The organism is Mycobacterium shottsii (assembly GCF_010728525.1).
GTDB lineage: Bacteria > Actinomycetota > Actinomycetes > Mycobacteriales > Mycobacteriaceae > Mycobacterium > Mycobacterium marinum.
The window spans coordinates 545,760-567,762 of sequence record NZ_AP022572.1; the positions used below are offsets into that span (position 1 = coordinate 545,760).

20 protein-coding genes and 2 pseudogenes are annotated in these 22,003 nt (G+C 64.7%); 4 read left to right on the forward strand and 18 right to left on the reverse strand.

Annotated features, from left to right (window positions below; translation table 11 throughout):
• The first annotated feature begins 68 nt into the window (after window positions 1-68).
• Window positions 69-938 (forward strand): DUF6671 family protein, encoded by an 870-nt coding sequence (locus G6N41_RS02570; protein ID WP_198966515.1) that lies wholly within the window; start codon window positions 69-71, stop codon window positions 936-938.
• Between the two features lie 100 nt (window positions 939-1,038).
• Entirely contained in the window at window positions 1,039-2,280 is a 1,242-nt protein-coding gene (locus G6N41_RS02575) for an ISNCY-like element ISMyma11 family transposase (protein WP_198966516.1), read from the forward strand.
• Window positions 2,281-2,568: 288 nt separating this feature from the next.
• Here the strand turns inward: G6N41_RS02575 and G6N41_RS02580 are convergent, their stop codons facing one another.
• Both G6N41_RS02580 and G6N41_RS02585 read right to left on the reverse strand, forming a co-directional pair.
• Window positions 2,569-2,892, reverse strand: a complete 324-nt coding sequence (locus G6N41_RS02580; RefSeq protein ID WP_036456727.1) for a helix-turn-helix transcriptional regulator — start codon at window positions 2,890-2,892, stop codon at window positions 2,569-2,571.
• A gap of 161 nt (window positions 2,893-3,053) precedes the next feature.
• Window positions 3,054-3,818, reverse strand: a complete 765-nt coding sequence (locus G6N41_RS02585; protein ID WP_198966517.1) for an alpha/beta fold hydrolase — start codon at window positions 3,816-3,818, stop codon at window positions 3,054-3,056.
• 55 nt (window positions 3,819-3,873) lie between these two features.
• Here G6N41_RS02585 and mhuD point away from each other — a divergent pair, with 55 nt between their 5' ends.
• Together mhuD and G6N41_RS02595 are read left to right on the forward strand one after the other, a co-directional pair.
• On the forward strand, window positions 3,874-4,191 hold the full coding sequence (gene mhuD, locus G6N41_RS02590; RefSeq protein WP_198966518.1) for a mycobilin-forming heme oxygenase MhuD: 318 nt from the start codon (window positions 3,874-3,876) through the stop codon (window positions 4,189-4,191).
• On the forward strand, window positions 4,166-5,536 hold the full coding sequence (locus G6N41_RS02595) for a serine hydrolase (protein WP_407663768.1): 1,371 nt from the start codon (window positions 4,166-4,168) through the stop codon (window positions 5,534-5,536). Before mhuD ends, G6N41_RS02595 begins: the two co-directional genes overlap by 26 nt.
• Before the next feature lie 64 nt (window positions 5,537-5,600).
• On the opposite strand, the pseudogene G6N41_RS02600 reads toward G6N41_RS02595, so the two are convergent.
• The 16 genes and pseudogenes from G6N41_RS02600 to G6N41_RS02675 form a co-directional block, all read right to left on the reverse strand.
• Window positions 5,601-6,365: pseudogene (locus G6N41_RS02600) on the reverse strand (polyprenol monophosphomannose synthase); the annotation flags it as partial.
• A complete protein-coding gene (locus tag G6N41_RS02605; protein ID WP_198966519.1) occupies window positions 6,353-7,921 on the reverse strand; it encodes a DHA2 family efflux MFS transporter permease subunit in 1,569 nt (522 codons plus the stop codon). The gene G6N41_RS02605 and the pseudogene G6N41_RS02600, both read right to left, overlap by 13 nt.
• 64 nt (window positions 7,922-7,985) lie before the next feature.
• A complete protein-coding gene (locus G6N41_RS29410) occupies window positions 7,986-8,423 on the reverse strand; it encodes a polyprenyl synthetase family protein (RefSeq protein WP_198968085.1) in 438 nt (145 codons plus the stop codon).
• A complete protein-coding gene (locus G6N41_RS29875; RefSeq protein ID WP_198966520.1) occupies window positions 8,305-9,021 on the reverse strand; it encodes a polyprenyl synthetase family protein in 717 nt (238 codons plus the stop codon). The genes G6N41_RS29410 and G6N41_RS29875 overlap by 119 nt, the downstream gene beginning before the upstream one ends.
• Before the next feature lie 231 nt (window positions 9,022-9,252).
• The gene (locus G6N41_RS02620; protein WP_198966521.1) at window positions 9,253-9,786 is read right to left on the reverse strand and encodes a histidine phosphatase family protein; all 534 of its coding nucleotides are present in this window, start codon (window positions 9,784-9,786) and stop codon (window positions 9,253-9,255) included.
• Window positions 9,787-9,793: 7 nt separating this feature from the next.
• Window positions 9,794-10,561 carry a CbtA family protein gene (locus G6N41_RS02625; RefSeq protein WP_198967687.1) on the reverse strand — a complete coding sequence of 256 codons (768 nt, stop codon included), beginning with the start codon at window positions 10,559-10,561 and terminating at the stop codon, window positions 9,794-9,796.
• Between the two features lie 14 nt (window positions 10,562-10,575).
• Window positions 10,576-10,785 (reverse strand): CbtB domain-containing protein, encoded by a 210-nt coding sequence (locus tag G6N41_RS02630; protein WP_020730863.1) that lies wholly within the window; start codon window positions 10,783-10,785, stop codon window positions 10,576-10,578.
• A gap of 176 nt (window positions 10,786-10,961) precedes the next feature.
• Window positions 10,962-12,144: pseudogene (locus G6N41_RS02635) on the reverse strand (PE family protein).
• A gap of 202 nt (window positions 12,145-12,346) precedes the next feature.
• Window positions 12,347-14,893, reverse strand: coding sequence for an ATP-dependent protease ATP-binding subunit ClpC (gene clpC1 / locus G6N41_RS02640; protein ID WP_198966522.1), 2,547 nt, complete (start codon window positions 14,891-14,893; stop codon window positions 12,347-12,349).
• A gap of 377 nt (window positions 14,894-15,270) precedes the next feature.
• Window positions 15,271-15,612: a histone-like nucleoid-structuring protein Lsr2 gene (gene lsr2 / locus G6N41_RS02645; protein WP_011741818.1), complete on the reverse strand. Its 342-nt coding sequence runs from the start codon at window positions 15,610-15,612 to the stop codon at window positions 15,271-15,273.
• 114 nt (window positions 15,613-15,726) lie between these two features.
• Window positions 15,727-17,223 carry a lysine--tRNA ligase gene (gene lysS, locus G6N41_RS02650; RefSeq protein WP_198966523.1) on the reverse strand — a complete coding sequence of 499 codons (1,497 nt, stop codon included), beginning with the start codon at window positions 17,221-17,223 and terminating at the stop codon, window positions 15,727-15,729.
• Between the two features lie 121 nt (window positions 17,224-17,344).
• The gene (locus G6N41_RS02655; protein ID WP_012396623.1) at window positions 17,345-18,163 is read right to left on the reverse strand and encodes a type III pantothenate kinase; all 819 of its coding nucleotides are present in this window, start codon (window positions 18,161-18,163) and stop codon (window positions 17,345-17,347) included.
• Window positions 18,164-18,165: 2 nt separating this feature from the next.
• A complete protein-coding gene (gene panD, locus G6N41_RS02660; RefSeq protein ID WP_036456731.1) occupies window positions 18,166-18,597 on the reverse strand; it encodes an aspartate 1-decarboxylase in 432 nt (143 codons plus the stop codon).
• A complete protein-coding gene (gene panC, locus G6N41_RS02665) occupies window positions 18,597-19,544 on the reverse strand; it encodes a pantoate--beta-alanine ligase (RefSeq protein ID WP_198966524.1) in 948 nt (315 codons plus the stop codon). The genes panD and panC overlap by 1 nt, the downstream gene beginning before the upstream one ends.
• The gene (locus tag G6N41_RS02670) at window positions 19,541-20,452 is read right to left on the reverse strand and encodes a Rossmann-like and DUF2520 domain-containing protein (protein WP_198967688.1); all 912 of its coding nucleotides are present in this window, start codon (window positions 20,450-20,452) and stop codon (window positions 19,541-19,543) included. The genes panC and G6N41_RS02670 overlap by 4 nt, the downstream gene beginning before the upstream one ends.
• Window positions 20,453-20,554: 102 nt before the next feature.
• Window positions 20,555-21,907 carry a DUF6779 domain-containing protein gene (locus G6N41_RS02675; RefSeq protein WP_198966525.1) on the reverse strand — a complete coding sequence of 451 codons (1,353 nt, stop codon included), beginning with the start codon at window positions 21,905-21,907 and terminating at the stop codon, window positions 20,555-20,557.
• Window positions 21,908-22,003: the final 96 nt, after the last annotated feature.

Here is a 22,003-nt window from a genome sequence, read left to right on the forward strand (position 1 = left end):
CGGGCCGCCGGCCTGGCAGGAGCCCATCCAGGTCGGCGGCCAGCCCGGACAGTGGAATTGACGTGGAAATGACCAGGAAAGATCTTCCTGACCGGACAATCGACAGCTACGCCGGAGCGTTGATTGCCATGGGCACCATGCACGGGAAAGAGCATCAGGTGGCATCCGCTTTCGCTACGACGCTCCGAGCACGCGTCGTCGCGCCAGCAGGAATCGACACCGACCAATTCGGCACCTTTGCCGGAGAAGTGACCAGGGCCAAGACACCGCTAGCCGCCGCCACCACCAAAGCCCGAATCGCGATGGGATCGGCCGATGTGCCCTACGGTTTGGCCAGCGAAGCCAGCTACCACACCTGGTGTGGCTTGGCGGCCATGCACGAAGAAATTCTGGTGTTTGTTGATGACACCCGAGACATCCGAGTCGTCGAGGGTGTCAATGTCCCGGGCGCCCCTGGTCCGCCCACCGCAGTGGACACCGCTGATGACGCCGTCCGCGCAGCACACCGTTTCGGCTTCCCCCAGCAAGGTGCGATCGTGAAGACCGGGGTTGGCGATCAGGTGCAAGTGTTCGGCAAAGGGATTACCGATGCCGACACACTTATCCAAGTTGTCGGGGCAGCGATAGCCGCTGGTGACCATCACTCGGTTTGGGTGGAACCGGACCTGCGGGCCCACCACAACCCCAGCCGACGCGATGTGCTTTCAGTACTGGCGGCTCGGCTCACGAACCGGCTCGCCACGTACTGCCCTCATTGCTCGTGTCCCGGGTACGGGAAGGTTGCGGTGCGCGAAGGGCTGGCCTGTCGAGCATGCGGGTGGCCCACGCGCGTTGTCTCCGCCGATATCCTGGCGTGTCCGGCATGCGAGCATTACGCCAGGGTTGAGCGCAACCAAGCCCTTGCGGACCCGCGCCACTGTCCGCAGTGCAATCCCTAGCTACTTCGACCTGAAAAAGTCGGGCGTGGTTGCGCGCCTTGATGGCCTTTGAACTGGGACAATGTCCTCGAACCCTTGGTGAGAAGGATTCGAGGACATTGTGTTTCGTACTGTAAATGATCAGCCGACGTTGTGGGATGCGATCCTGCCGGCCGAGCTGTTGGTGTTGCCCGCGGAACTTGCTCGGGTAGATGAGCTGTTGGATGATCCGGTTTTCTTCGCGCCCTTCGCGAGGTATTTCGACGCCCGGATCGGTCGGCCATCGATCCCGATGGAAACCTACTTGCGGCTAATGTTTCTCAAGTTCCGCTACCGACTGGGCTTTGAGTCTTTGTGTCGGGAGGTGTCCGATTCGATCTCCTGGCAGCGGTTTTGCCGGATTCCGTTCGGTACCCGGGTGCCGCACCCGACCACGTTGATGAAGATCACCACACGGTGTGGCGAGGACGCGGTCGCCGGGCTCACCGAGACGCTGTTGGCCAAGGCGGCCAGCGCCAAGCTGCTGCGGACCGATAAGGTCCGCGCCGACACCACCGTCATTGCCGCCGCGGTGGCCTACCCGACTGATTCGGGCCTGCTGGCAAAGGCGATCGGTTCGATGGCACGCACCGTCAAACGCATCAAGGCCGCGGGCGGGACGGCTCGCACCCGGACCCGGGACCGGCGGCGCTCGGCCGCGCGGCGGGCCCGCTCTATTGCCGCCAAGCTCAAACTGCGTGGCGAACAGCAGCGCGATGCGGCCCAGTCCGCGGTACGCCGGATCAGCGGCGAACTGGCCGCGATCACCGAATCGGGCATCCGCGAAGCCACCGCGGTGATCCGCAACGCGCGACGTGCACTGCGCACTGCGACCGGGCAGCGCAAAGGCCGGCTGCACCGGGCGATCAACCATCTGAACACCCTTGTGGAACGCGCCGAACGTGTTGTGGCCCAAACCCTTAGCCGCCTGGCCGGGATAATGCCCGAGTCGGCGAGTCGGCTGGTGAGCTTCCATGATGTCGATGCCCGCCCAATCCGCAAAGGACGCCTCGGCAGGCCCGTGGAGTTCGGTTACAAGGCCCAGATCGTAGACAATATCGACGGGGTCATCCTCGACCACAACGTCGAGGTAGGAAACCCCGCAGACGCCCCCCAACTGGCCCCGGCAATTGCACGGATCACCGCCCACACCGGGCGCACGCCTGGCGCGGTCACCGCCAACCGCGGCTACGGCGAGGCATCGGTGGAACGCGACCTACACGAACTCGGCGTACGTGCCGTGGCCATCCCCCGCAAGAGTAAACCCAGCGCCACGCGCCGCGAGTTCGAGCACCGGCGAACGTTCCGCGAAAAAATCAAATAGCAGACCGGATCCGAAGGACGTATCAACCACATCAAACGCAGCTACGGCTGGAACCGCACCGAACTCACCGGCATCACCGGCGCCCGAACCTGGTGCGGACACGGAGTCTGCACCCACAACCTCGTCAAGATCGGCGCCCGCACAGCATGAACCAACACCCGGGCCGACCCAGATGCAACCTACGGCCACAATCCCGGGTCCCCAGATCAAGCCATCACCGCAACGCTCAATTTTTCAGGTCGAAGTAGCTAGTCAATAGCTAATCAATACCCGCACGCTATCCCGCGGTCACGATAGAGCTTCGACAAGTTCCCCCACCGTATGGCTGGCTTCCAGCGGATGGCGCAACCTGCCTTCCGGGTTCAGCTCGTACACATTTCTACGACCCACCTTCGACTTGATGAGGTAATTCTCGTCGGTCAGATCGGTCAATATGGCTTGCACAGAGCGCTCGGTGATGCCGATGAGCACTGCCAACTCACGTGTGGTCAGCGGTTCGCCAGTCGATAAGCACAACAAGACGTGGGCATGATTCGTCAGGAAAGTCCACGTGCGATCAGCAGCTTCGACGGGGGGCTGCGCTGCCCTACTCCGCTTTCCCGCGACGCTCACCCAGGTAGGATACGCTACCCGATTTCGCGTAAATCACTTCGCGAATCGGTTCGACGACGCACGGAGCCGCCCCCGTTGCGTAGGCACCAACGCAAGGCGGGGCGCCACCATCGGGTGTGCTCACGCCAGCGTCAGAAGACTTCGGATCGGGGCGGGCATGCTCATGGTCGTGCGCCGCAGAGAAACGATTCGACTGCTCGTCGGTAAACATGGGGAGCTTCGTCGTGAACCAAATGCCCCGCTCCCGCGACGTGCACATATGCCGTACAGCTGGACACACGAGACATCGCAAGCATCTGGCCCGGCGGCGTTACGGAGTTTCCGGCCTCGATCAGAAGCGCCGGCTGCCGCACCGCCCGCCATTGTGCCCAGTAGTCGCGCGTACCCCATTCAGCGGCGATCTGGATCCACCGCGAGGTGTGCCCATGCAGGCGCCATCCGGTGGCCGTGCGGTCGAAGGCTTCCAGAAAGTACTGCCCGGCAAGCGGCCCGAATTCCGCGAATACCTGATCGGCCGAATCGAATTCAACGGGAAGTGCGTGCAACCACGGCTCCCACGGGCCGATGGTGCGGCCGACGAAATCCGGCGCCATGTCCTCGACCACCAACGCCGACACCAGCCCGGGACGTTCGGCGGCCAAACACCACGAATGCAGGGCACCCATCGAATGTCCGACCAGCCTGGCCGGCCCGCCCAGCTCGACCACCGCCTCACCCAGGTCGGCCACGAAACGTTCGGTGCTGATCGGATACGGATCGTCGACGTCGCGGCCGCGGTGCCAGGGCGCGTCGTAGGTGTACACGGCACCGAGGCGAGTCAGCCACGGCAGCTGACGCGACCACGTGGCGCCCCGGCCCATCAGCCCGTGCACCAGGACCAACGGCTCGCCCTCTCCGCCGTGATAGGTCAACAGATCGGTGGGCATGGACCTATCTTGCGCGGCGTGCCGACGCTCGAGCCAGGCGCGGTAATCTAGCCGAATGCCAGTGGTGAAGATCAATGCAATCTCGGTGCCGGCCGGCGCTGGCCCCGAACTGGAAAAGCGCTTCGCCGACCGCGCGCACGCGGTGGATAACTCTCCGGGCTTTCTCGGCTTTCAATTGCTGCGTCCAGTCAAGGGTGAAGACCGCTACTTCGTGGTGACACACTGGGAGTCTGATGAAGCGTTCCAGGCTTGGGCGAACGGGCCCGCCAAAGAAGCTCATGCCGGCGAACGGGCCAATCCCGTGTCAACCGGCGCCTCGCTATTGGAATTCGAGGTTGTGCTCGACGTTGCAGGGAACACGCCGGCTGACTAACCGGGGCCGCAACCGGCTGCGCAGCGTGACGGTGCTCACCGCCGCCGCGGCGCTGGTGCTGACGCTGACACCTGGGTGCTCGTCCTCGCCCACCCCATCGGCCAACGCGGCCAACCCGCAACGCCGGATCGACACCGTGACTCCACCGGGTCTGCGCGCCCAGCAGACCATGGACATGCTCAATTCGGACTGGCCGATCGGCCCGGCCGGAGTGGCCACGCTGGCCGCGCCCAGCAAGGTCGACTCGGTCAAAGCCACTATGGAGGGACTCTGGTGGGACCGGCCGTTCGCCCTCGACAGTGTGGACATCAGCGCCAGCGTGGCAACGCTGCACCTGACCTCCTCCTACGGCGCGCGACAGGACATCCGCCTGCACACCGATGACGGCGGCTGGGTGGACCGGTTCGAACTCGAAACGCTTCCCCCACCGACGATCACCGCCTGGCGTGACGTCGATGCCGTATTGAGCAAGACCGGCGCCCGATACTCCTACCAGGTGTCCAAGGTCGAAAAGGGGCAGTGCACTCGAGTCGCGGGCACCAACACCAACCAACCTCTACCCCTGGCATCGATTTTCAAGTTGTACGTGCTGCATGCCCTGGCGGATGCGATCAAGAGCGGCACCGCATCCTGGGACGACCAGCTGACCGTTACCGCCAAGAGCAAGGCCGTCGGCTCCTCTGGCCTGGAATTATCTCCCGGCGACCATGTTTCGGTACGCCGGGCGGCCGAGAAAATGATCGCCAATAGCGACAACATGGCCACCGACTTGCTGATCGGGCGGCTGGGCAAGCATGCCATCGAGCAGGCGCTGGCCACCGCCGGCCATCACGATCCGGCCAGCATGACTCCTTTCCCCACCATGTATGAGCTGTTCTCGGTGGGTTGGGGTCAACCCGATCTGCGGGAGCAATGGAAGCAGGCGTCTGCGCAACAGCGAGCGGCATTACTCGAACAGGCCGATTCGACTCCGTACCGCCCCGATCCGACTCGTGCCCACACCCCGGCCTCAAACTACGGTGCCGAATGGTATGGCAGCGCCGATGACATCTGCCGGGTCCACCTGGCACTGCAGGCCGATGCGGTCGGTCCCGCCGCACCGGTGCGAAAGATCCTGTCCGCCGTCGCGGGCATTGCGCTAGACCGCAACTACTGGCCCTACATCGGCGCGAAAGCCGGTGGTCTGCCGGGAGACTTGACCTTCAGCTGGTATGCGGAGGACAAGACCGGGCAAACGTGGGTGGTGAGCTTCCAGCTGAACTGGCCGCGTGACCATGGACCGAATGTGACCGGATGGATGCTGCAGGTCGCCAAGCAGGTCTTCGCGCTGGTCGCTCCCGAATAGCGGTCCATACCGCGGCTGCGAACCGTTGGCCGGCAAGCGAAATTCGGGCGGTTCGCAGACCCCGCAGTCGGTCTTTGACGCCCCATCGGGCGACCTGGACTATTCCCTCGCCGATGTTGGATCCGCTCATCTTTGGGGCACCGACCTCCCGCTCGGTGAAGGTAATCGGCACCTCGACCACTGCGAAGCCGGCATTGAGGCTGCGCCAAGTCATTTCAACTTGGAAGCAATAGCCCCTGGATTCGAGAGTGTCGAGGTCGAGTGCCTCGAGCACCTCGCGGCGATAGGCCCGATAGCCACCGGTGATGTCATAGACACCGACGCCCAGTATCAACCGCGAGTACGTATTGGCCGCCTTGGACAACACGCGCCGTCGCCGTGGCCAGTTGCGTACCGTCCCGCCGCGCACATAGCGGGACCCGATGGCCAGATCGGCGCCCGCCGCAACAGCCTCCAACAGTCGGTGCAGCTGTTCGGGAGCGTGGCTACCATCGGCGTCCATCTCGACTAGCACCGAGTAATTGCGCTACATACCCCAGACGAAACCCTGCAGGTAGGCCGCGGCCAGACCGTCCTTGACGTTGCGGTGCAACACGTATGTGCAGCCGGGGTCGGCGGCGGCCAGCTCGTCAGCGAGTTGGCCAGTGCCATCCGGACTTTCGTCATCAACGACAAGAACATGCACGTCTGGGCAGGCATCCTTGACGCGCCGGTGGATCAGGGGCAGGTTCTCCCGCTCGTTGTACGTCGGGATTATCACCAGGACCCGCCGGCTGGGACCATCGCCCGAATTCTCATGCGGGTCTCGCTCGTGGGTCATTTGACTCCTTCAGCTGGCCCGCTGGCCGAGGCCGCCACCGACACCGCAGCGTCGTCGCGGGCCTCACCGCGCGCGGGTAACAGGAATGCGACCACGACCGCGCCGACCGCGGCGAATACCCCGCATGCCAGACAACCGACGCCAAAGCTTTCCAGGAATGCCGATTCGACGGCATGCCGGATGGCTGGCGCCTCCCCGACGGGGAGCTGGTCGAGCACCTGCTTGGCTGCCGCCATCGACTGCCGCATCGCGGCACGCGCCGCCGGATCGAGGCCATGCAACGCCGCATTATCGCTCATCGACCTCAGGTAGACCGATGCGAAGACGCTGCCCACGATGGCCACTCCCAGGCATGCCCCGAGTTGGCGGGACACCCCGGTCACCGCCGATCCGACACCGGCGGCGGTCGGGCTCAATGAACCCATGATCGCCTCACTGGCCGGGGCCATGGTGAGGCCCAGTCCGCTGCCGAGCGCGGTCATCACCGCCGCGATCAGCCAATACGGCGTGCCGGCGTCGAAGCCACCCGCGCAGGCCACGGAAACCGCCACCATCACAAGGCCACTGGTGACCACTGCGGTGGTACCCACCCGTTCGACAATGCGCGGAGCGATGACACTGAGGCCCGCATAGGAGAACGCAAGCGGCACCAGCCGCACCCCCGTGTCGAACGCGCGGTAGCCAGCCACAAATTGGAGGTACTGCGTGGCAACGAAGATGAAGCCGCACATCACCAGATAGGCGGTTGTGACCGCCGCGGTTCCTCCGGAGAACCGGCGGTTCGCGAAGATCGACAGATCAAGAATTGGGTGCCACGTTCTTCGTTCCACCCAGAGGAACACCGCGAGCAAGACGACCGCGAGCGCAAAGCCCGCAGCGGTTCTCGCACTGGCCCAGCCGATGTTGGGCGCCTCGATGAGCGTGTAGGTCAAGACGGTGACGCCGATGGTCGATACAAGCAGCCCCGGCAGGTCAAGCGGTGGGCGATCGGGGTTGCGCGAGGTTGGTACAAACATATTTACGCTGACTATGGCGACAACCGCGATCGGTACATTGACCCAAAAGATCGAGCCCACCGAGAAGTGCTCTATCAGCCATCCTCCCAGAATCGGCCCAACAACCACCGCGATGCCAGTGACCGCCGACCAGACTCCAATTGCTCTGGCGCGGTGCGTCGAATCAACGAAAACATTTGTGACCAACGCCAGCGATGTCGGAAAGATGATCGCGGCACCGACCCCCATCACCACGCGCGCCCCGATGACTGCTTGCGCCGAGCCGGCGCTGGCGGCCACCGCAGACGAGGCGCCGACAATGACAAGGCCGATCGTGAGCCAGCCGCGCCTGCCATAACGATCGCCTAGATTGCCTGCCGCCAAAAGCAATCCGGCCGCAGCAATCGCATACGAATCGACGATCCACTGCAACTCGGCGTTGCTAGCCCGCAACGCACGAGACAACGTGGGCAGCGCGACATTGACGATGGTCAAATCGATAGATGCGATGAAACTGCCTAGAACGATGACACCCAGCACCAACTTCGGACGAACATTGCCGCGGTTCATGGATACCCGAATCCCGGACACTGCGTCCGGGGCACCCTCGCAAACCGGCCGCACGCTCGGGGCATCACGCCGCCCGCACGGTCATCAGCTCAGCCAGGGCCAGCAAATCCTCCGCCGCGGTCGGCTCCGGTTCGGCGGCAGCCAGAGCGTCAAGAGCCAGGCCCCGATGCCGCAGCGCCTCCCCCTCCGCCCAAGCCCGGCCGCCCGCATCCTCAATCAAGTCAGCGGCGAACGCCAACTCATGATCGCTGAGGGCGTCACTGCCGCCAAGCAGGGTTTCCAGCTTGGCGCCCGCCGCCGTGCCAGAGGACAGCGCGGCTACCACCGGCAACGACTTTTTTCTCGACTGCAGATCGGAGAACACGGGTTTGCCGGTAACCGATTCATTGCCCCAGATTCCGAGAATGTCGTCGACCAGCTGAAAAGAGAGTCCCAAGTGGCGACCGAACTGCGCGTACTGGTCGGCAACAAGACTGTCGGCGCCGGCCGCGAGCGCACCCAATTGACACGCCACGCCGAACAGAGCGCCCGTATTCTGTTGTGCCATTTGAAGACCACTCGGGCAACCAGACTTTGGTGCGTTGCTCGAAGGCGAGGTCGGCGGATTGGCCGGCGCACAATTCCAGTGCCGCTTTGCGCAACGCCGAGCCCGAGGCCCCCTCGTGGACCAAGTCCAACGCCAGCACCAGCAGCGCGTCACCGGTGAGTATCGCCATCGGTACGCCGTAGACCACCCACGCCGCCGGGCGATGCCGCCGGGTTACGTCACCATCCATGATGTCGTCGTGCAACAAAGAACAATCGTGCACCAACTCGACCACTACCGCAGCTGCAATCGCGGCATCCATTGCCCCGCCAGCTGCGCGCGCGCAGGTAATCGACAGGGCCGGCCGAACAGCCTTGCCATGGCGCACCGAACTGTCGCGCCCATCGGGTTCCCACCAGCCGATATGAAACCCTGCGCAAAGCCGCAGCGCGGGCGAGAGATTATCGATCACAGCTCGCTGCTTCGGTTCAATAAGCAGTCGAATATCGCTCAGTAATAACGTAATCCGCGCGGGAGTTGTCGAAGCCCGAACCGGACGCGCCATTTGCGACATCGCCACCGCCCTCCTGGATTGGTCTCAGAAGGGGCCCAATCGGCCCTGTAACAAACCTAGAATTTACAACAGTGTCGATAAACTACCGCGGTCCATTCACCCGCGCTTTCCAACCATCCGTGGATGGTCGCGACGCACGAAATCCGGCCGCGCAATCGCAGCCCCAGCCCCGAACCGACTGTTGGAGTGGCCAATTGCGCAGGGCGGGTAAGTCGGGGACTTTCCAAACCGCTATAGGCGCAGTGTCCAGCACCGATCGCGGTAATGGAGCGCTATCCGACTTGACGGTGCAACATCGATGCGCCAGAACGACTTCGGGCAGCCGTCGAGGGAGACTAGAATTGCCGCCCTAATTATGGCGGGGTGGGTCACCGCGACCGTATTGCCTTGTAATGACTCCAACCATCCGGCGACCCGATCAATCAACTCGAGAATCGACTCACCGCCGTGCGGCGCTTGCCCGGGGTCACTCAGCCACGTCGTAAGGTCGGCGGGCGCAATGTCGGCCAGCCTCGACCCGCGCCAATGCCCGCAATCCAGATCGGCCAGCAGCGGCTCGGTGACCGCTTGCAGTCCCAGCAGCTGCGCGCTTTGACAGCAACGCCGCTCGGGCCCGGCGTATTGTCGCGAGTCGCGGTTACTCTCCAATGGCGCCGCCCATCGGCGACCAGTGTGGTTGAGCGGCTCGTCGTCGGGAAAGCGGCCGACGGCCATCGCGTCGGTCATCCCGTGCGACACCAGGATCAACCGCGTGACATCGGTCATCGAACAGTCACGCCGCGGCGCTTTGCACCCGTCCGCTATCGGCCCGCTCGTCCAGCCCTCGCCCTACGAGCGCCGAGAAGACCAGTCCGATGGATGCCCACAACACCAGTTGGGTTCCCAGCGAGACCAACCTGAACTCGTAGAGGACATCGGCGGGAAAGCCCTGGGGTATCTCGGCAACGGTCGGCAGGATCGCCATGACCACCGTGACCGCAATCAGGTACGCACCGGCCGCAAGCAACCCGGCATTGAACATGTCCATCTGCATCGAGAGCCACCGCACCAAATAGACGGCCACGATTGCCAACGTCACCGACGCCACCACCATGACCAGGTACCACAGGGTGCGTGCACCGATGGTGTCCGCTTGACCGACGGCCGGCGGGTTGGGCGGATACTTCACGAACGGGACCAGATACACCACGGTGAAGGCCAGCGCCGCTAGCCGAATCGAAAGCACCCGCGGTGCGGGGCTTGCCGACGGGTTTCCCACGCGTCCGTACACCAGACAAAACACAACGGCGAAAAGGGCTCCCACCGCGAGGCCGAAAATCAGGACTCCGAAACCCAATCCAGCGTTGGCCTGCACGCCGCGGCTGAACAATTCCGCACCGTGCTCGTGCACCCCGTGAGCGTGCGCAGCTTCGGTGCGGGCGTCTTCGAATCCGACAGCCTGGCCGATGATGGGTTCGGCGAACAGCCGGGCGAACACGAACGCCAACACGGCACCCACCGCGCCCGCCAGCAGACCTCGTGCGATCAGGCGCCGCTCCACGTTAGCCGCCCGGCTCAGTGGCACGGGAAGCCGAGCAAATGCCTGGCGTCGTGGAAGAACTCATGAACGTGGGTATCGCCGCCCACCAGCGATACCGCCCCTTGATCGATGCCGACGAAATAGATCGCCAACAGCGCCAGGACAGCCGTGCCGGCCAGCCACAGCGCTGCGCTTGCCGCCGATAGGTCAACCGAACCGGCCTGGGCGGCCTGAGAGTTCGCCACGGTCAACTCCTTCTGGGGATCTCGCGCCCCACTTGGGTAGCCGATGACGGGCGCCGGGTCTGACTAGACAGTGGCGCGACCGTTCTGGAATTTCACCAGATTCCGTCGCCCATCAACAACAATGAAACAACACCGGCCAGTGTAAACCGGTAGCTCCCAGGGGTCGATCGACAAAATCAGCCCGGCTGGCCGTGCGCCCCGTCCGCGCCCGAACCCCCGGGTTGTCCGTAACTGCCATGGGATCCAGACATGCCCCTGCGCGATCCACTTCCGGGGCCCCCACCGTCGCCCCAATGACCGCCGTCGCCACCACCGCCACCGGTACCGCCCTCGCCGCCAAGCCCGGGGTTACCCGAGTGCCCTAACAGACCTCCCGCGCCGCCCGCACCACCGTTGCCGCCATCGCCGCCGGCTCCGCCGGTCCCGCCAGTGCCGCCGTCGCCACCGGTATTGCCATTGCCGCCGGCAAATTCCGAGTCTCCGCCGGCACCGCCGGCGCCGCCGGTACCCCCGACCGCACCGGTGCCACCGCCGCCGCCGCTACCCCCGACGCCGCCTGGAGCGCCCTGCCCACCGACCCCGCCTACGCCGCCGTCGCCCCCTCCACACGGCCGTAGCCGCCGGTACCGCCGGTGCCGCCGGTCTGCCCGTACTCGGTGCCGTCGGCGCCGGGACCGCCGGAACCGCCGGTGTCACGTCCGGTGAGACCTGGGGTTCCGTTGCCGGCCGGCATGGTCGTGGGGTTGACACCGGCCACGCCGGCCCCGCCAACGCCGCCGTTGCCGTACAGCCAGCCGCCTTGACCGCCGGACCCGCCGGCCGCCGCGGCTCCGCCCGCCCCTCCGGCACCGCCATTGCCGATCAGGCCCGCGGCCCGCCGGCACCGCCGTCCACTCCGGAGGTGGCGCTGTTGTAGCCGCTACCGCCGCTGCCGTACAAGAACCCCCCGTCATACCCATCGGGGTGCGATGCGGTTCCCGCGGCACCGTTGCCGATCAGCCCTCGCCCCAGCAGGGCCTGCGTGGGTGCGTTGATCAACCCCAACACGTCCTGCTGCACGGTTTGTAGTGTCGAAGTGTTGGCCGACTCCACACCGGCATACCAATTTGCGCCGGCGTTCAAGGCCTCCACGAACTGGTCATGAATGGCCGCCATGTCGGCGCCCAGCACCTGATAAGCCTGGGCGTAGCGGGAGAACAGGGACGCAACTACCGTCGAGACCTCATCTGCACCGGCGGCAAGCACTTCGGTGGTCGGAGACGCCGCCGCGGTGTTGGCCCCGCTGATCGCCGACCCAATCTGCGCCAAGTCCGTTGCTGCGGCCGCGATGATCTCCGGTGTGGCAAAAACTAGCGGCATGGCTCGCCTCCTCGGCACTTGACGCAACCCAGCATCGGCCTGATCACTGCCGGATAGATCAAGAGAAACGTATCGCCATGTCCCGCCGCGATAGGCGGAGCTTCAACGAACTTTCAGGAAATCGGAAGCAGCTCGCAACGTCCGCTTAACATTTGACGGGCCTGCCAGAGGCAAGCCCGTCATATGTTTTCAGAGTGTTCGGTTACTGCTCGGTGGGCCCAGGTCCCCCGGCGCTGTGTGCTCCGGCCTTTGCCAGGTCCGGCTCACTCGGCGGCTTGCGGGTACCGGTGAACGTAAATTTCGCGTCCTCACCGGCGCCCTCGCCGTCCCAGTAGTCGACGTCGACGGTGACGACCTGTCCCGGACCGACCTCCTCGAAGAGGATCTTCTCCGAGAGCTGGTCCTCGATCTCACGCTGAATGGTTCGCCGCAGCGGACGAGCACCCAAGACCGGGTCGAAACCGCGCTTGGCCAGCAGCGACTTTGCCTTGTCGGTCAGCTCGAGCGCCATGTCCTTGCTCTTGAGCTGGTTGGCGACGCGGCCGATCATCAGGTCGACCATCCGGATGATCTCGTCGCGAGTCAGCTGGTGGAAGACGATGATGTCGTCGATGCGGTTGAGGAACTCCGGCCGGAAGTGCTTCTTGAGTTCGTCGTTGACCTTCTGCTTCATCCGCTCGTAGTCGTTCTCGCCGCCAGTCTGGCTGAACCCGAGGCCGACGGGCTTGGAAATATCGGATGTCCCCAGATTCGACGTGAAGATCAGCACGGTGTTCTTGAAGTCGACCGTGCGGCCCTGACCGTCGGTGAGCCGGCCGTCCTCGAGGACCTGCAACAGACTGTTGTAGATCTCCTGGTGTGCCTTCTCGATCTCATCGAAGAGCACCACGCTGAACGGCTTGCGCCGCACCTTCTCGGTGAGCTGGCCGCCCTCTTCGTAGCCGACATATCCGGGCGGAGCACCGAAGAGCCGGGACGCGGTGAACCGGTCGTGGAACTCGCCCATGTCGATCTGGATGAGCGCGTCGTCGTCACCGAACAAGAAGTTGGCCAGCGCCTTGGATAGCTCGGTCTTACCGACACCGGACGGGCCTGCGAAGATGAACGAGCCCGACGGGCGCTTCGGGTCCTTCAGCCCCGCGCGGGTGCGGCGGATCGCCTTGGAGACCGCCTTGACCGCGTCTTCCTGGCCGATGATCCGCTTGTGCAGCTCGTCTTCCATCCGCAGCAGGCGGGTGGTCTCCGCCTCGGTGAGCTTGAACACCGGGATGCCAGTCCAGTTGCCCAGCACTTCGGCGATCTGTTCGTCATCGACTTCGGCGACCGCGTCAAGATCGCCCGAACGCCATTGCTTTTCACGCTCGGCACGCTGCGCCACCAGTTGCTTCTCCCGGTCGCGCAGGCTCGCCGCCTTCTCGAAGTCCTGGGCATCGATCGCCGATTCCTTCTCCCGGCGCGCGTCGGCGATCTTCTCGTCGAACTCGCGCAGGTCTGGCGGCGCGGTCATGCGGCGGATCCGCATCCGGGCGCCCGCCTCATCGATCAGGTCGATCGCCTTGTCCGGCAGGAACCGGTCGTTGATGTAGCGGTCGGCCAGCGTCGCGGCGGCCACCATCGCGGAATCGGTGATCGACACACGGTGGTGCGCCTCGTAGCGGTCCCGCAGACCCTTGAGAATCTCGATCGTGTGCTCGACCGTCGGCTCACCCACCTGCACCGGCTGGAAACGGCGCTCCAGCGCGGCGTCCTTCTCGATGTACTTGCGGTACTCGTCGAGGGTGGTGGCACCGATCGTCTGCAGCTCGCCGCGAGCCAGCTTGGGCTTGAGGATGCTTGCGGCATCGATCGCGCCCTCGGCGGCACCCGCCCCGACCAGCGTGTGCAGCTCGTCGATGAACAGGATGATGTCGCCGCGGGTATTGATCTCCTTGAGCACCTTCTTCAGGCGTTCCTCGAAGTCACCGCGGTAGCGCGAACCCGCGACCAGCGAGCCGAGGTCCAGCGTGTAGAGCTGCTTGTCCTTCAGCGTCTCGGGCACCTCGCCGTGCACGATGGCCTGCGCCAAGCCCTCGACCACAGCGGTCTTGCCCACGCCGGGCTCGCCGATGAGCACCGGGTTGTTCTTGGTGCGCCGGGAGAGCACCTGCATGACCCGCTCGATTTCCTTCTCGCGGCCGATGACCGGGTCCAGTTTGCCTTCCATGGCAGCCGCGGTCAGGTTGCGGCCGAACTGGTCGAGAACCAGCGACGTGGAGGGAGAGCCGGACTCCCCTCCCCGGCCGCCAGTGCCTGCCTCGGCGGCCTCCTTGCCCTGGTAGCCGCTCAGCAGCTGGATCACCTGCTGGCGCACCCGGGTCAGTTCGGCGCCCAGCTTGACCAGCACCTGGGCGGCCACACCCTCGCCCTCGCGAATCAGGCCGAGCAGGATGTGCTCGGTACCGATGTAGTTGTGGCCGAGCTGCAGCGCCTCGCGCAGGCTGAGTTCGAGCACTTTCTTGGCGCGCGGAGTGAACGGGATGTGCCCGGACGGTGCCTGCTGGCCCTGGCCGATGATCTCTTCGACCTGGCTGCGCACACCTTCCAGCGAGATCCCGAGCGACTCCAGCGACTTGGCCGCAACGCCTTCGCCTTCATGGATTAGCCCCAGCAGAATGTGCTCGGTGCCGATGTAGTTGTGGTTCAGCATCCGGGCCTCTTCTTGCGCCAGGACAACGACCCGGCGGGCACGGTCGGTAAAACGTTCGAACATCGGCGGTTACCTGCTCTCCCTCATCGGTACTTTGGTCGGTCCTGAACCAGTCCAGCTCGGCCCCGCGTACCTGCAGTCCACTGTAATGGTCGGCCTGCCAGGCTTCATAACAACCTTGCAGTGCCGTGCGGTTCCCGGCTGCAACTCCGGTGTGGGGCCCGAATCACCCGAATCAGATACACCCGTGACCCAGACCCGGCGCCCGAGAAGCCGCGCCGGCCTCGTTTTCTTCCTGCTACAACAGAACCGCAACACGTTAACGAGGAAAACCGCCGAAGTGTTTCCCGTGTCGGCCGAAGATCGGTTTCGCCACGAGCGAAAATGACATAGCACCGTCGCCCAGGCTAAGCCTGGGCGACGGTAATAGATCGAGATCGCTATGAACCGGCAGCGTGGAATGCGTCGATGACGTCGGCCGGGATACGGCCACGGGTCGACACATTGTGCCCATTACGGCGTGCCCATTCCCGGATGGCCGCGCTTTGCTCGCGGTCGATAGCGCCGCGGCCACGTCCGGATCCCGAACGCCCACGTCGCCGGCCACCGACGCGCCGACCCGCCGCAACCCATTGCTTCAGATCACCGCGCAGTTTCGCGGCATTCTTGGAAGAAAGGTCAATCTCGTAGGTCACTCCGTCAAGCCCGAATTCAACCGTTTCGTCAGCAGCACCGGCACCGTCGAAATCGTCGACCAAGGTGACGGTAACTTTCTTAGCCATTGGCTTACCCTCGCGTTTCTTCCTATGCGTCGCAATACAGGATGGATAGTCTCCCCGCGCACCAATGTGCCATAAGTAAGCAAAATTCTCAATCCAGACACAACCACCGGCAGTTCAGTTGGAGTGAGGGCGAACAATCGGGAACAAAACTGTCTCCCTAATTGACAGTCCGGTCAAACACATCAACAACCGATCGATGCCCATTCCAGTTCCAGTACACGGGGGCATCCCGTACTCCAGAGCCGTCAGAAAATCTTCGTCAAGTTGCATCGCCTCGTCGTCACCAGCGGCCGCCGCACGCGCCTGATCAGAGAATCTGTCCCGCTGGACGACGGGATCGTTTAATTCCGAGTACCCGGTAGCCAGTTCCACTCCGCGCACGTAGAGATCCCACTTCTCGGTTACTCCGGGGATACTGCGGTGCTGACGAGTCAATGGCGTTGTCTCGACTGGGAAATCCTTGACAAATGTGGGCGCCGTCAACTTGTTGCCGACAGCATGTTCCCAGAGTTCCTCGACAAGTTTGCCGTGACCAAAAACACTGTTATCAATCTCTACGTCAAGTCCGCTTGCGATGTCACGTAAGCGAGCAACCGTCGTCTCTGGCGTGATCTGTTCCCCCAGTGCCTCCGACAAGGAGGAATACATCTCGATAGTCGCCCATTCTCCGTCGATGTCGTACACGCTGCCGTCAGGCATCGGGAGTTGCCTGGTTCCGATCGCCTCGTCAGCAACTTCTTGAATAAGCTCTCTGGTGATCAGGGCCGAATCGTCATAGGTTCCATAGGTCTGATAGGTCTCCAGCATGGAGAATTCCGGGGAATGGGTGGAATCAGACCCTTCGTTTCGGAACACCCGATTTAGTTCAAAGACCCTGTCGAAACCGCCCACGATGCAACGCTTGAGGAACAGTTCCGGCGCGATACGCAGGTAAAGATCGATGTCGAGGGCATTGGAATGGGTGACGAACGGCCGCGCCGCAGCGCCGCCGGCCAAGGTCTGCAACATTGGCGTTTCGACTTCGAGAAACCCGCGCCGCTCCAGCGCATTACGCACCGCACGGATTACCGCAATCCGCTGTCGCGCGACCTCCCGCGCCTGCGGACGCACGATCAAATCGACGTAGCGCTGACGAACCCGCGACTCCTCGCTCATCTCCTTGTGTGCGACCGGCAGCGGCCGCAAGGCCTTGGCAGCCATCCGCCAGGAATCGGCGAGCACCGATAGTTCGCCCCGACGGGAGCTGATCACGGTGCCGTGCACGTAGACGACGTCACCGATGTCGACGTCGGCCTTCCACCTGTCCAGCGATTCGCCGCCCACCTTGTCGAGGCTGATCATCGCCTGCAGCTGGGTGCCGTCGCCGTCCTGCAGTGTCGCAAAACACAGTTTCCCGGTGTTACGCGCGAACACCACTCGACCCGCGACACCGACGATGTCCTCGGTCGCCGAATCTGTCGGTAGGTCGGCATAGGTGGCACGAATCTCGGCCAACGTGTGAGTGCGTTCGATGGCTACCGGATAGGGGTCATACCCCTCTGCCAATAACCGAGCACGCTTGTCCCGACGGATTCGGAACTGCTCGGGAATGTCTGACTCGGCGGAGCTCACGACGTGCCAGCTTAAATGAACTCGCCTGAGCACTCATCGCGCGGGCACCGGGCGCGCGAAACCCGCCCTAAAGATTGCTCCCGACCGGAATCGACCGGGACGCATGGTCGCCGGGTGGCGGCTAGCGCGCCGGCTTCAGCCGACCGCGCTGAGCCTCCCGATTGCGCTCGAAGACCAGCCGTAATCCATGGAGGGTCAGGTGCTCGTCGAAGTGTTCGACGCTGTGCAGTTCGGGCAGCAGCAGCGGCGCGGTGTGCCCGGTCGCCACCACCGCGACATCGTCGTCGGCTGAAAAACCCTTAACGTCCTCACGAATCCGCGCCACCAGGCCGTCAACCAGCCCGGCAAAACCGAATACCGCACCAGCCTGCATGCATTCCACCGTGTTCTTACCCACCACCGAGCGCGGCCGGGCCAACTCGACGCGCCGAAGTGCCGCCGAACGGGCCGCGGCGGCATCCGAAGAAACCTGAACGCCGGGTGCGATCGCCCCTCCCAGGAATTCGCCTTTGGCCGACACCACGTCCACGCATATCGATGATCCGAAATCGACGACAATGGCCGCCTTTGCGAACTGCTGATATGCCGCCAGGCAGTTGACGATCCGGTCGGCACCCACTTCTTTGGGGTTGTCGACCAGCAGCGGAATACCGGTGCGTACCCCAGGTTCGATCAGCACGTGCGGGACCGACGGCCAATACTGCTCCAGCATGATCCGCACCTCATGCAACACCGACGGGACCGTGGACAACCCGGTCGCACCGGTGAGCCGCTCGGAATCCTCGCCGATCAACCCGTCGATCGTCAGTGCCAATTCATCGGCGGTGACTTCGGATTCGGTCCGTATCCGCCATTGCTGCACGACCTTTGCGTGCTGTTTGGCCCCCGACAGCAGACCGACAACGGTGTGGGTGTTGCGGACGTCGATCGCCAGCAGCACGGTTACCGCGCACCGATCCGCGGATTCAACAGCTCCTCCGCCCCGGGAATGTCGAATGCGGGCACAAAAGCCGGGTCGTGGCCCACGTCGATCTGCTTGTTGTCAGCGTCGACGAACACGATCCGCGGCTGGTAGCCGCGTGCCTCGGCATCCTGCATGGTCCCGTAGGCGATCAGGATCACCAGATCGCCGGGGTGTACGAGATGCGCCGCGGCACCGTTGATCCCGATTACGCCACTACCGCGTTCGCCGGTGATCGCATACGTGACCAAGCGAGCACCGTTATCGATGTCGACGATGGTCACCTGTTCACCTTCGAGCAGATCCGCGGCGTCCATCAGGTCGGCATCGATGGTCACCGACCCGACGTAGTGCAGGTCGGCCTGCGTGACGGTGGCGCGGTGAATCTTCGACTTCAACATTGTCCGTAACATCAATTCCTCCAAGGTGATTGGACACGCCCGTCCGGCCCGACAGGCTGCCCGTCGGTGCCGGCGATACTTTCGATCTCAATTGCCACGTTGTCGAGCAGCCGGGTGGTGCCGAACCGGACGGCGACCAGCAACCGGCCAGATCCGCTGGGGGAAACCGGGCCGAGCTCGCCGTCGCGCAGTTCCACATAGTCGACCACGATCCCGGGGACGGCCTCGAGCACACCGCGCGCCGCATCCAGCGCAGCCTGGACACCGGCGGTCGCCGCATGTGCCCCGGCCGTCAGCGCCGCCGAGAGCGCGATGGCCGCTTCCCGTTGCGCCGGGTCCAGATAGCGATTGCGCGACGACATCGCCAGTCCGTCGTGTTCACGCACGATCGGCACGCCGATCACCTGCACGTTGACGTTGAGGTCGGCAACCATCTGCCGGATGAGCACCAGCTGCTGGTAATCCTTCTCACCGAAGAACGCCCGGTCGGGAGCCACGATCTGTAGCAGCTTGAGCACCACGGTCAGCACCCCGGCGAAATGGGTTGGTCGCGAACCGCCTTCGAGTTCGGCGGCCAGTGGGCCGGGTTGCACGGTGGTGCGTAGACAGTTGGGGTACATGGTCGCCGCGGTCGGGGTGAACGCGATTTCCACACCTTCGGCCCGCAGTTTCGCCAGATCCTGATCGAGGGTTTGTGGGTAGGCGTCCAGATCCTCGCCGGCACCGAACTGCAGCTGGTTGACGAAAATCGACACCACGACCACCGCACCGGGCGTGCGTTTGGCCGCCCGCACCAGCGCCAGATGGCCCTCGTGCAGGGCCCCCATCGTGGGGACCAACATCACCCGGCGGCCGGTGTGGCGCAGCGCCCGGCTGACCTCGCCGACGTCACGCGGCGCCGAGTAGATGTTGAGTTCGCCCGGCTTGAAGACGGGCGCCCGGCCGGCATTCGCTCTCATGGCGTCAAGACCTCCACCACATCCCCCGGTACATGCGCCCGCATGGCGGTGCGCAGGGCGTTCACCCGATACGCCTGCGCCAGTTGCGGGTCCGCTTCGGTGAGCGCGGCCAGGTGGCCGGCGACCGCGGCGGCGTCACCGCGCGCGATCGGCCCGGTCAGCGCGGCCTGACCCCGCTGCAGCGTGTTTTCCAGGGCCGCTCGGGCTAGCGGTCCGACGATGCGTTCCGCGATACCGCCGGGCTGGTTGTCGACGCATTGCTGGCCGAGCAGTTCTTGTCCACGCAAGGCGGTGCGCAAGGCCTCGAGGGCATCGGCGAGCACGGTGACGAGGTGGTTACTCGCATGTGCGAGGGCCGCGTGGTAGAGTACGCGGCTTTCCTCGCCCACGCAGAACGGTTCGCCGCCCATCTCCAGCACCAGCGATTGGGCGATCGCATACCCGACGTCGTCAGCCGCGGTGATTCCGAAGCAGGTATCGGGCAGCCGATTGATGTCTTCGTCGGAGCCGGTGAAGGTCATCGCCGGATGAATGGCCAGCGGTATGCAACCCTGCGCAGTCAGGGGCTCCAAGATGCCAATCCCGTTGGCGCCGGATGTGTGCGCCACGATGGTGCCCGGCCGCACCGCCGACGTGGCGGCCAGACCCGATATCAGACCCGCCAGTTCACTGTCGGTGACGGCCAGCACCAGCAACTCGGCCGATGCGGCGACATCCGGCGGCGGCAGCACCGGGGTATCGGGCAACCGGCGCTGCGCCCGCTGCAGCGACGCGTGCGAAATGGCGCTGCATGCCACCACGACATGATCGGCGCGCTCTAGCGCGAACCCCAGGGCGGTGCCTACCCGGCCGGCCGAGATGATCCCCACCTTGAGCCTGGCCGGGCGCAAACCGCCGAGCTGCACCATCGCAGACGACCTCACAGGTTTCTTCGTTCGTTCCAGTCCCGTGGATGACCGGGTACCGGACGGTCACTAAGACTGTAGTCGATTTGTTGGTCGACGCCCATTTCAGCCGTCACGGCGCCGGCGCCGGCCGCCGCCGGAAGGCTGCACCTGCAACCGTGCCATCAGGTCAGCGACGGACTGACCACCGCTTTGCGAGTCAGAGTCATGCGAGCCCGCCACATCGCCGCGTTCTTCTTCCGGGCGGCGATGACGGGAGGCAAGGTCGGGTGCGGGCGGCGGGGCCAACCGGGGCGCCGCGGGCTCGGCGGGCTGGGGGCCCGGCCACGGCGGTGCAGCGGGTGCCATTGGTGGCGGTTGGGCTGGTCCGGGGCCTGGAGGCGGCCCCGCTCCCAGGCGGCCCACCCCATAGTCGCGGTAGTCGGTGGAATGACGAGATCGCGACCGTCTGCCGCCGTATTCCCGGTCGAACTCACCGATGTCACCTTGGTCCTCGTCGGAACCGTAGTGCCGGGCACGGCGACGTCGACCCGAAGACCGGTCCTGCGTTTCGGCGCCAACCGCCTCCTCGGCCACCCAGTGGCTGCCCGGAGCGCCGGGGGGCAACCACTGTCCGTCCGCGGCAACCGGTCGCCAAGGCGAGGGTTCGGCATTGGGTACTGGTGGCGCGGGCGGCGGTCGACGATGCGGCTCGTAGTGCAGGTCAGGCTGAACCGGCGCAGCCTCCTGGGGCGGCCAGACCCACTCGGCGGGGTGTCCGGGGCCCGGAGGCGCGGGCGGCGGGGGCTGCAGAAACGGTCCCCCACCCGGCTGCACGTCACGCTCGTCCAGCGGCGGCACGCCTACCTCCGGCACATCGATGATCGCCTCCTCGGCGCGGTTGAGATTTTCGTCTCGACGGGCCATGGCAATCCGGTCACTGGGCAGCCAGTCGGTGGCTGGACTCTCGCCGTTTTGGAGCCGATCGGCAACAGCGCGGGCGGTGCGCGACTCCCTGTCCACCGTCTCCAGCGCCGGGCGCTGTTCTAGGTCCGCATCGAACAAGATTCCCAGACTGGTTCGCAGCGAAGCTAATTCGGCGCGCAACGCTGCCACCTCGTCGGCGGCCGCGCCCCGCAACTCGGCGGCGAGCTCGCGACGCAACTGCGACTCCACCGCCAGCTCGTATTCGCGGCGGGCCGAGATCTCGCGATCCAGCTGCAGATCGTAGACGAGCTTCATGTCGCGCGCCCGCGCCTGATCCGCTTCGGCCTGGCGACGATAGAGCACCGACACAAACGCACCAGCGACCGCGGCCCACAGCGCGAGGACCACGGCGAGCTTGAGCAGTTCCACCCGATTGGTGAAAACCAGTGCCGAACTAGCTCCAATTGCCAGAACCAGCAACGTCGTCAATAGCACCCAACCCGGCCTGCGGCCGCCGCGCCGGACCCGGGCGCCGCGGGACAGAACGGTCATGGCCTGACTGTACCCGCGCGACCTGCATCCACGTGTCGCGCCGGTCCGGCGATTCTCCGGCAAAGTCCGTGCCGCAGCCAGCAACGCCGGCGGGCC

Bases quoted from the DNA above. Each gene is read 5' to 3' on its own strand.
- G6N41_RS02605 (WP_198966519.1), bottom strand. From the start codon at position 7,921: ATGAACCGCGGCAATGTTCGTCCGAAGTTGGTGCTGGGTGTCATCGTT.
- G6N41_RS02670 (WP_198967688.1), bottom strand. From the start codon at position 20,452: ATGGTGCAGCTCGGCGGTTTGCGCCCGGCCAGGCTCAAGGTGGGGATC.
- lsr2 (WP_011741818.1), bottom strand. From the start codon at position 15,612: ATGGCTAAGAAAGTTACCGTCACCTTGGTCGACGATTTCGACGGTGCC.
- panD (WP_036456731.1), bottom strand. From the start codon at position 18,597: ATGTTACGGACAATGTTGAAGTCGAAGATTCACCGCGCCACCGTCACG.
- G6N41_RS29875 (WP_198966520.1), bottom strand. From the start codon at position 9,021: ATGTCGCAAATGGCGCGTCCGGTTCGGGCTTCGACAACTCCCGCGCGG.
- G6N41_RS02675 (WP_198966525.1), bottom strand. From the start codon at position 21,907: ATGACCGTTCTGTCCCGCGGCGCCCGGGTCCGGCGCGGCGGCCGCAGG.
- clpC1 (WP_198966522.1), bottom strand. From the start codon at position 14,893: ATGTTCGAACGTTTTACCGACCGTGCCCGCCGGGTCGTTGTCCTGGCG.
- G6N41_RS02570 (WP_198966515.1), top strand. From the start codon at position 69: ATGACCAGGAAAGATCTTCCTGACCGGACAATCGACAGCTACGCCGGA.
- G6N41_RS02620 (WP_198966521.1), bottom strand. From the start codon at position 9,786: ATGACCGATGTCACGCGGTTGATCCTGGTGTCGCACGGGATGACCGAC.
- G6N41_RS02585 (WP_198966517.1), bottom strand. From the start codon at position 3,818: ATGCCCACCGATCTGTTGACCTATCACGGCGGAGAGGGCGAGCCGTTG.
- panC (WP_198966524.1), bottom strand. From the start codon at position 19,544: ATGAGAGCGAATGCCGGCCGGGCGCCCGTCTTCAAGCCGGGCGAACTC.
- mhuD (WP_198966518.1), top strand. From the start codon at position 3,874: ATGCCAGTGGTGAAGATCAATGCAATCTCGGTGCCGGCCGGCGCTGGC.